General features: G+C 70.1%; 7 protein-coding genes. 2 read left to right on the forward strand and 5 right to left on the reverse strand.

Annotated elements, in window-relative coordinates:
* Together AC1DY2_RS09780 and AC1DY2_RS09785 are read right to left on the reverse strand one after the other, a co-directional pair.
* The coding region (locus tag AC1DY2_RS09780; protein WP_476762242.1) for a hypothetical protein at positions 1 to 690 on the reverse strand (690 nt) is incomplete at its 3' end.
* Positions 691 to 787: 97 nt separating this feature from the next.
* Positions 788 to 1672 carry a hypothetical protein gene (locus tag AC1DY2_RS09785; protein ID WP_476762243.1) on the reverse strand — a complete coding sequence of 295 codons (885 nt, stop codon included), beginning with the start codon at positions 1670 to 1672 and terminating at the stop codon, positions 788 to 790.
* Positions 1673 to 1792: 120 nt separating this feature from the next.
* Here AC1DY2_RS09785 and AC1DY2_RS09790 point away from each other — a divergent pair, with 120 nt between their 5' ends.
* Together AC1DY2_RS09790 and AC1DY2_RS09795 are read left to right on the forward strand one after the other, a co-directional pair.
* The gene (locus tag AC1DY2_RS09790; RefSeq protein ID WP_476762244.1) at positions 1793 to 2188 is read left to right on the forward strand and encodes a nuclear transport factor 2 family protein; all 396 of its coding nucleotides are present in this window, start codon (positions 1793 to 1795) and stop codon (positions 2186 to 2188) included.
* A gap of 58 nt (positions 2189 to 2246) precedes the next feature.
* Positions 2247 to 3068 (forward strand): hypothetical protein, encoded by an 822-nt coding sequence (locus AC1DY2_RS09795; RefSeq protein WP_476762245.1) that lies wholly within the window; start codon positions 2247 to 2249, stop codon positions 3066 to 3068.
* A gap of 8 nt (positions 3069 to 3076) precedes the next feature.
* Here AC1DY2_RS09795 and AC1DY2_RS09800 read toward each other — a convergent pair whose 3' ends face one another.
* From AC1DY2_RS09800 to AC1DY2_RS09810, 3 genes are all read right to left on the reverse strand, one after another.
* Positions 3077 to 6259, reverse strand: coding sequence for a glucan 1,4-alpha-glucosidase (locus AC1DY2_RS09800; RefSeq protein ID WP_476762246.1), 3183 nt, complete (start codon positions 6257 to 6259; stop codon positions 3077 to 3079).
* 191 nt (positions 6260 to 6450) lie between these two features.
* Positions 6451 to 7134 (reverse strand): hypothetical protein, encoded by a 684-nt coding sequence (locus AC1DY2_RS09805; RefSeq protein ID WP_476762247.1) that lies wholly within the window; start codon positions 7132 to 7134, stop codon positions 6451 to 6453.
* 397 nt (positions 7135 to 7531) lie between these two features.
* Positions 7532 to 9256, reverse strand: a 1725-nt coding sequence (locus AC1DY2_RS09810; protein ID WP_476762248.1) for an ATP-dependent Clp protease ATP-binding subunit, incomplete at its 5' end; no start/stop codon positions are given.

The following is a 9256-nucleotide window of genomic DNA, read 5'->3' on the forward strand; positions in this document are numbered from 1 at the left end:
GAGCCGCACCGGGAACGTCAGCATCACGGCGAAGCCGGACAGCGCGACCAGGGCCGCGAGCCCCAGCATGATCCACGCTGCGACGTGGTGGATGTCGCGCTGGGCCATCGCGGTCAGGAAGAGCACCAGGGCGAAGAGCACCGTGAGCAGCGAGTAGTTGTCGCCCCGCTCGGTGTCCTCGAGCGCATCGGCGAATCGCGCTTCCGCGTAGGCGGAGCGCTCGGCGGATTTCTCGCTGCCCGGCGGCACGTAGGCGTCGGTGGCGAACGGGCCGGGCTCGGCCTCACCGTCGCCCTGCCAGGCGTCGAAGGCGACGCGGAAGTGCGGCGTGAACCGGGCTTCGATCTGGTCGGCGAGCGCCGTATCGCCCTGCGCCGTCGCCGTGACCCACTCGGCGTAGATGATGAGGTCGACGATCCGCGCCTCCCGGGCCTCGCCGTCGGCATCCGTCGCCTCCACGCGGGCAGCGGATGCCTCGGYGAACGCGATCGCCCGCTCACCGCTCCACTTCGACGCCTGGAAGCCGCACCATGCGGTGAGGATCGCGGTCACCGACAGCATCGCCACGGCGACGATCTCGATGAACGGCCGATGCCGCCACCGCGAGACGCGAGCGGGCGCCGCGGCGGGCGGGCCGGACGGCGGCGCTGCGGGTGCGGCCGGTGCCGGGGTCGTCGACTCGTCGCTCATGGCTGCCCTTCGTCGCATCCGACACGATGCTGCTCACACTGGCACAGCCGTCCGTCCCGCTGCCACCCACGCTTCGGCGACACGCGCCGCCCGCAGCTCACCGCTCGGCGAAGTTCCCCTCACCGCACGGCGGCATGTTGCTCCAGCCCGGCGTCGCGGTCACGTACCGCCGGCAGATGTCGCCGCCCAGGTACACCGTGCCGTACTCGCCCTCGTCCTCTTCGAGCTCGATCGACGTGACGACGAACGGACCGTCGGGGCCCGAGACCGGCATTCGTCGCTCCGCACTCCCGTCCCATACCGTCAGCTCGAGCTCCACCTCGCAGGTCGACCCGGAGAAGTCGGGCACCAGGTCGACGACGAGCGGAACCTCCTCGTCGTGCGCGAGCGTGATCGTGCGTTCGGGGAAGTAGTCCTGCGGAGCGCCGCTGGGGTCGTACTCGTAGGCATCCGACGACCCGTGGCCGACATCGACGTTCATGACCTCGGACTCGACTCCCGCCCCGCGGCCGCTCAGCATCCGCACCAGCGTTCCCCTCGAGATCGGCTTGCACGTCTCCTTCGTCGTCACGTCGGTGACACGCACTTCGCCGGTGCGGTTGCCCGTCAGGTACAGCGTGACCTGCTGCGTCCCCGAGACCCTGCCGTGCTCGTGTGCCTCGAGCCACCCGACCTGCTCGTCGGCGTCGAGGCCGGCGAGCAGGTCGAGCTCACTCGACGCGAGCGTGGCGCCCCGCGGAAGGACCACGTCGTCGGTGCCCGCCTCGGCCTCGACCCTGACGTCGACGGGGTCGCCCTGCGAGTCGACCGCCATGGTCGCGAACCATCCGAACCCCTGCGTGACCGCGCCGGCGATGACGGTGGCGAGTGCGGCCGCGGCGACACCGCCGATCCAGACTCCAGCTCGGCGCCAGACCGGCCTCGGGTTGGTCGTCGGACCGGTCTCGTACGGCTGCTCGCGCTCGCCCTGTTCTGCTGGCATGACTGCATCTCACGGGTCGCTTCAGATCCTATTCCTGAGCGCCGCTCACGTGATCGGTGTCTGCCCTGATCGGCTGATCCGACCCTCGCGGCGCGTGGCCGAGGGGAGGATGCTGAACCCATGAATGACCGTGAGGATTTCCTGATCTGGGTGCACACCTCGCTCGCGGAGGCCGAACGAGCGCAGTTCGATGGCGACGACCGCCCGAGACGCGCGATCTGGTCGAGTGAGGAGCCGGTGAGCGTGCTCGGCGCGTGGCGCAACGCGACGAACCGTCACGAACTCGTGGAGGCGTTCGAGGTGCTCGCGTCGAGCTTCTCGGACTGCACCGCCTACTCGTTCGACTTGATCTCGTTCGACCTCCTCGGCGACATGGCGTACACCGTCGGGTACGAGCGCATCTCGGCGTCGATGGACGGCACGCCGCGCACGTTCACCCTGCGCGCCACCCAGGTCTACCGCCGTGAGGACGGGGAGTGGCGCGTCGTGCACCGGCACGCCGACGCCCTCGGGTAGTCGACCTCGCCTCCGCCCGCTGCCAGAATCGCGGAATGGTCACCGAACGGAGGCGTTGATGCGGGACGACGAGTACGTGGAGCAGGAGCTTCGGCGCGAGCCGGCCCTGGCGGATGAATGGCTGCGGCAGAACAACCTCACGTACGGCGCCCTCGTCGGGATCTGCATCGTGCTGGTGCAGCCCCTCATCACGGAGGCCGAGCCCTCCCCGCTCGGGCTTGCGAGCATCATCCTCTTCGCGGCGGCCATCCCGATGCTCGCCGGGCTCATCGTGCTGAACTGGCAGGAGCTCTACCGACACCGCCTCGCGAAGTCGGGCACCGTCACCGTCGCCCGTTCGCTCGCGATGGGCGCCGCATTCGCCGGCATCGTGACGACCTTCTGGGATGTCAGCTGGATCGCGGGGGTCGTGCTGCTCGCGAGCGCCGTCATCGCGATGTTCGTGCACAGCGCGGGATACACCGGCGTCGAGGGGATTCTGCGCTGGGGAAGCTCGTCGTGGAACGCCGAGCGCCGTGAAGTCTCCCGCTCCCCCGATATCGCGCGTGACGGTGCATCCGATCCCGACCCGCTCGCCGCCGCCGCCGAGGGCTCGCCGTTCACCCTCTGCTGCCTGCTCTGGGCGCACCCCGGGCTCGAGGACGACCTCGTCGCCTACGAGGATCGCGTGCTCGTGCTGATGCCCGATTACGGCATCGAGGTGATCGAGCGCACCCGCGGTGACCGCGGACCGGAGCACCCGGTCGAGGTGCAGCTCTACCGGGTGCCGAACCAGGCGTTGCTCGACGCCTACCTCGCCGACCCGCGCCGGGTCGCCCTCACCGCCGAGCGCGACCGCGTCGTCGCCCGCACCGAGCTCTTCCGGGTGCCGAGCACCTAGACGCGGGCCTACCCCAGCGGCACGTACGGCAGCACCACGGGCGAACCCGCGCGCCAGTCGAGCACCGTCGACTGCGTCGCGCCGTCGGGCACGAGCACGTCGATCGTGTTCGGGTCGCGCGTGTCGGTGTCGTGCGCGTCGTTGTCGCCGGTCCAGACACCGGCGCCGCCGCCGAAGCGGTACTCCTTGATCCAGCTCATGCCGATGTCGGGGCTCGCGTTCCAGTAGTCGAAGTCGTAGACCGGCCGGATGCCTCCGGTGCCCTCGCCGTTCGGATCCGCGTGCGACATCAGGGCGACCTGGTACGTCGCGCCCGCGAGGTCGACCCCGTCGAACACGTCCTTCGGCACCGACATCGCGATCTGGTGCGTCGCCGGCAGCACGAGCAGGTTGGCGTTGGCGAGCACCGCGTCGGTCGCGTCGCGCACGGCCGGCCGGATGAAGCCCGACCCGCCGACGACGAAGTCGTACGGGTGCGCGAGGGTCGCGTTCGTGCCCGGCCGCGCCGCGACGGCCGCGCCCGCGGCATCCGTGCTCACGTAGATGTCGACCCGCTGCACCGACATCTGGTTGCCGCCCCAGGGGTTGTTGATGTCGCCCGCGAGCGTCGTGACGAAGTTGATCGAGGTGCCGTCGTCGTAGACGCCGAGCTGCGTGAGGTCGAACGCGCCCGGGTTGAAGGCGCTGTTCGTCGGGTACACGTAGTCGCCCGGGCCGTGGTCGTCGCCCGACGGGTCGTCGACCGTGCCGACCGACGTGCCGAAGTTCGTCGACGTGACCGCCACCTGCACGGCGGTCGTGCCGCCGTCGGCGCCCACCGCCACCACGGTGATGGTGTTCGCGCCGAGCACGACGGGCACCTCGGCGGTGAAGGCGCCCCCGGTGACGGATGCCTCGACGGCGTGCCCTCCGGCCGAGACCCACACGGATGCCGCGTCGGTCGAGCCCGCGACCGTGACGCTCGACGCCGTGGTGACGGCGCCTGCGACCGGCTCCGTCAACGTGAGGCTCGGCCCGGCGGGAAGCGCGCCGTCGGCGTACCGGTCGGCCACGACGGAGGGCGTCGAGATCGGCCGCCCCGCGTCGATGGACTGGGCGAGCCGCACGAACGCGGCCATCGACCACGCCAGCGGCGTCGCCGAGCCGGTGCCCTCGCCGAACACGAAGCCCGCGGCATCCGGTCGGTCCCAGACCTGCTCGGGGATCATGTAGCCGGCGTTGCCGGTCGCGGCGAGCGTGTGGAGGAACGTGTCGGCCGGGCGGCCGTTCGCGAGTTCGTACTCGCCGCGCTCACCCGAGAGCAGCGGCCAGAGACGGCCGATGCCGGTGCCGTCGTAGGGCGACCCGTCGGCCTTCTCGCCGTAGCCGTCGTGGTTGTAGCGGTACCAGAGCGCGCCATTGGGCGAGTCGACCTTGATCGTCGCATCGACCTCGGGGAGCGATTCGATGATCGCGGCATCCGCGGCCGGCTTCACGCCGAGGCGCACCAGGTCGAGGAAGCCGGCATCGACGATCGAGCGCTCGTCCCAGGCGCCGCCGCCGTTGTTGATGTCGAGGAAGTGCCCGTCGTTCGGGTTGCCGTTGTCGTCGATGCGCTCGTAGTACTGCCCGTTGCCGAGCGGTCCGGTGGTGGTGAACGTCCAACTCTCCACCTTGCGCTGCCAGTCGTCGGCGACGCCGGTGTAGATGGCGGCCGATGCCTCGTCGCCGTTCGCTGCGGCGATCGACGCGGCGGCGGTGAGGCCGGCGATCTCGGCGGCGATGGTGCTGGGCGAGTAGCCGCCCTCCTCCTCCCAGCGCTCCTGCGGGGTCGACGGGCCGTGGCCGACGAGGAAGTCGGCGGCCGTCTTCACGTGGTCGGCGTAGGTCGTGGCATCCGTTCGCCCGAGACTCCACGCCAGCACGATCGGGAACGCGACCTCGTCGAGCTGCAGGCCGCCCCAGTAGGGCGTGCCGTCGAGCAGCGAGTTCTGCGGGAACGACCCGTCGCTCTTCTGCTGCACGTCGAAGAGGTAGTCGAGTGAGCGGTTCGCGGCATCCGAGTCACCGAGGGCGATCTGCGCGGTCGCCACCTGGTAGAGGTCGCGCGCCCACACGAGGTGGTACCCGCCGACGCCGGCCTCGTTGGCGTTCTGCGCCTGGCCCCACGGAATCGTGAGCGAGGCGATGTTCGCACCGCGATAGGTCTTGTCCTCGTGCGCCTTCAGCGTCATCGCGGCGACCTGGTACTGGGTGGTGAGCGCCGCATCGCCCGCCACGCTCGCCGGGGGCGCGCTCACGCTGCCGAGGTAGTCGTGCCAGCCGTCGGCGTAGGCCTCGGCAGCAGCGTCGGCGCCCTTGCCCGCCTTGCCGAGGCTCGCGGTCGCGGCCGTGCGTGCGGCGTCGGCGGATGCCCCGAATCCGAGCACGAGCGTCGCCGAGGCGTTCTTCGCCGGGCCGGTGAGCTTCAGCTCGGCGGTCTGCACGACGTTGCCGTCGAGGGCCTCCGCGTAGCGGTGGTCGAGGCGGTGATCGACGGCGAGATCGGTCCAGCCGTCACTGACGCCGGCGAACCCGTTGGAGGTCGCGACGAAGTCCTTGTCGGCGACGAGGGCGCTCGCGATGGGCTCGGCGCCCGTGCCCGGGTCGCCGGCGAGGTCCTCTGCGACGAGGGCGCCACGCCAGAACCGGGCGGAGTCGTGCCGCCCGCTGTTCGCCAGCGACGGGTCGTACTGGGCGAAGACCCGATACTTCCCGCCGTCGAGCGACCGCACCGAGACGTCGATGATCACGCTCGCACGGGCGGGATCGGTGAACGTGGTCTTGACGATCTGGTATCGGCCGTCCTTGTCGGTGTTCGTCTGCGTGTACACGAGCGCCCGCGAGTCGGCGAGGCTCACCTCGTGCGTGGTGTCGCGCGACTCGAGGTCGGTGAACGTGGAGCCGTCGGTGACGATGAGCTCCAGGCTGCGGCTGTTCGCCACGTCGACGCGCGGGTAGTAGACCTCGGCCAGCGTGCCCTCCGAGAGCGTGTACCAGACCTTGGACTCCGTGGTCGTCGAGGTGCCGACGCCCTGCTTCGCGCCAGTGGTCCACGTCGCCTGGGCGCCCGGGGCACCCGGGGCCTGCGACGGCTGCGTCGGCTTCGGTGCGGCGTTCGCGGCTGCGGCTCCGGCTCCGCCGAAGAGCGCGGCGCTCACGAGCGCTGCCACGGCGACGGATGCCGCGGCGCGGCGCCTGCGCCCGCGATCACGCCCACGACTCGTCGATCCTGATCCTGCAACTGCCGACCACTCCGTCGAACGCATCGCCACTCCTCGTCGAGTCCGCTGTGACCCGGTCAGCATAGGCGCGGCCGGAGGCGACCACCAGAGCGCCGCCGTTCTCGGAGCACGGCGATGCGCTAACAGAATCGCGGTATGAACCCGCAGAAGAGTTCGGCGGCCTGGGACGCGCGTGAGGCGTAGGTGCCGAGCTTCTTCGCAACCTCGGCGCTCTTGCCGATCGCCACGAGGTCGTCGCCCCACGAGGGGAACCACGACCGCTTGGCTGCTGCGGCCTTCCAGTCCTTCGCACAGAGCGATGTCGCAGCTGTGAGTCCAAGGGCCTTCACGACCTGCTTGCCGGTGATGGACCCGGATGAATCGCCCCGCGTCTCGAGGAACTCCGCAAGGGTGCTCCCGCAGGTCCAGAGGGCTTTGCGCGTCAGCGAGCCCTTCGTCACCGCCGCCTTGATCGCACCGATCTGAGCGGCCGCCACGACCGAATACAGTTCGCCCATTCCGGCCCACAGCACGCTTGCGCGTCCGTCGATGACCCACCGCGTCGCGCGGTCGGCCAAGAGCCGGACCTGATCACCGGGAACCAGGATCGGAGAGGTCGAGAGGTTCAACTCCGTGAACATCTCGTAGAAGGCGCCAGATCGTTCTGACCACTGCTCGTACCAGACATCACCCGGGACGGCATCGATGAAGGACCAGACCATGTTGCTGTTGTTCTTCACGACGACGGCCCCGGTCGAGCCCTCGACGCAGACGAGTATCTTGTCGAGGTACGGCACCTCGTCGGGAGATTCCGCCGTCGGCATCTGGCGATCCCATCCGGACAGACAGGGTGCAGCCGCGTGAGCCGGCGAGGCAACCAGCACCAGTGAGAACAGGAGCGCGATCGCCGAGACGCTTCCGACCGCTCGCAGGAAGCGCCCGGTGCGAGCACCGTCCACGCCTGCCCGCGTCATGGTGCCGCTCCATTCCGAGATCAGCAATCGCCGAACGCATTGCTGACAATCTCTCAGCTTTGCGCCACCGCGGGAAGCCCTCCTTCGGGGGCGGGGCGGCGGACGACACTCCGGAACACGACGAACGCCCGGCCCTCGCGAGGAGGGCCGGGCGTTCGATCGTTTCGTTTCGTCTACGAACGTTCCGGTACTTCGGTACTTCGGTACTTCGGCACCGAAGACGCCGAGCGGATGCCGCGTGGCGGCGTTACGCCGCCAGCGGCACCTCCACGGTCGCGCGCGGCACGGGCACGACGTCGAACGTGCCGTCGGCGGCATCCACCCGCACGCCCTCGCCGTCGCCCAGCGCACCCGAGACGAACAGGTCGCTGATGCGATCGTCGATCTCGCGCTGGATCACGCGACGCAGCGGACGGGCACCGTACTCGGGCTCGTAACCGCGCTCCGCGAGGAGCGCCACCGCGGCATCCGTGACATCGAAGGTGACCTCACGCGCCGCGAGCCGCCGCTCGGTCGCACCGAGCATGAGCCGCACGATCTGAGCCAGCTCCGACTCGCCGAGCTTCTGGAAGAGCACGATCTCGTCGATGCGGTTCAGGAACTCGGGCCGCATGGCCTCGCGCACCTTGCCCATGACCCGCTGGCGCACGTCGTCCTGCGACGAGAAGCCCGAGCCATCAGCGGAGGCCACGAACCCGAGCGCACCCGAGCGCGACGCGAGGAACTCCGAACCGAGGTTCGAGGTCATCACGATCACCGTGTTGCGGAAGTCGACCGTGCGACCCTGGCCGTCGGTCAGGCGTCCGTCGTCGAGCACCTGCAGCAGCAGGTTGAACACGTCGGGGTGCGCCTTCTCGATCTCGTCGAACAGCACGATCGAGTACGGGTTGCGCCGCACGCGCTCGGTGAGCTGCCCGGCCTCGTCGTAGCCGACGTATCCGGGAGGGGCGCCGACGAGGCGCGACACGGTGTGCCGCTCGCCGAACTCGCTCATGTCGAAGCGCACGATCGCCTGCTCGTCGTCGAAGAGCGACGACGCCAGCGCACGCGCCAGCTCGGTCTTGCCGACACCCGTCGGGCCGAGGAACAGGAACGAACCCACGGGCCGACGCGCGTCGCCCATGCCGGTGCGGCTGCGGCGCACGGCCTTGGCGACCGCGGTGACCGCGTCGTCCTGGCCGATGACGCGCGCGTGCAGCTCGCCCTCGAGGTCGCCGAGGCGCTCGCGCTCGCTCTCGGTGAGGCGGTTCACCGGAATCCCGGTGGCCCGCGAGATCACCGCGGCGATCTCGGCCTCGTCGATCACGGTAGAGCGCTCGACAGGGTCAGCGGATGCCGCGGCGCGGCCGCTGGCCGTCACCTCGTCGAGCTTCGCCTGCACCTTCGAGATCTCGTCGCGGATGCGCGACGCCTCCTCGTAGTGCTCGGCGCCGACGGCGGCGTTCTTGTCCGCCTCGAGGTCGGCGAGCCGCGCGATGAGCGCGGAGACATCCGTCTTCACGCCGAGCCGCAGGCGCAGCCGCGCCCCGGCCTGGTCGATGAGGTCGATGGCCTTGTCGGGGAGGACCCGGTCGGTGAGGTACCTGGCCGAGAGCTCGACGGACGCCCGCAACGCGGCATCCGTGTACTCGACGCCGTGGTGCTCCTCGTAGGCGGGCTTGAGCCCGTGCAGGATGAGCACGGCGTCCTCGATCGAGGGCTCGCCGACCTTCACCGGCTGGAACCGGCGCTCGAGCGCGGGGTCCTTCTCGATGGTGCGGTACTCCTTGAGCGTGGTCGCACCCACGAGGTGCAGCTCTCCGCGCGCGAGGCGCGGCTTCAGGATGTTGCCCGCGTCGGTGCCGCCGTCGCCCGAGCCGCCCGCACCGACCACGGTGTGGATCTCATCGATGAACACGATGAACTCGCCCTTGTTCTGGGCGATCTCCTCCATGGTCTTGGTGAGGCGCTCCTCGAAGTCGCCGCGGTAGCG

This window comes from Agromyces sp. P1_H4, from assembly GCF_056405255.1.

Coding starts and splice junctions, on each gene's coding strand:
- AC1DY2_RS09785 (WP_476762243.1), bottom strand. CDS start 1,672: ATGCCAGCAGAACAGGGCGAGCGCGAGCAGCCGTACGAGACCGGTCCG.
- AC1DY2_RS09790 (WP_476762244.1), top strand. CDS start 1,793: ATGAATGACCGTGAGGATTTCCTGATCTGGGTGCACACCTCGCTCGCG.
- AC1DY2_RS09795 (WP_476762245.1), top strand. CDS start 2,247: ATGCGGGACGACGAGTACGTGGAGCAGGAGCTTCGGCGCGAGCCGGCC.
- AC1DY2_RS09805 (WP_476762247.1), bottom strand. CDS start 7,134: ATGCCGACGGCGGAATCTCCCGACGAGGTGCCGTACCTCGACAAGATA.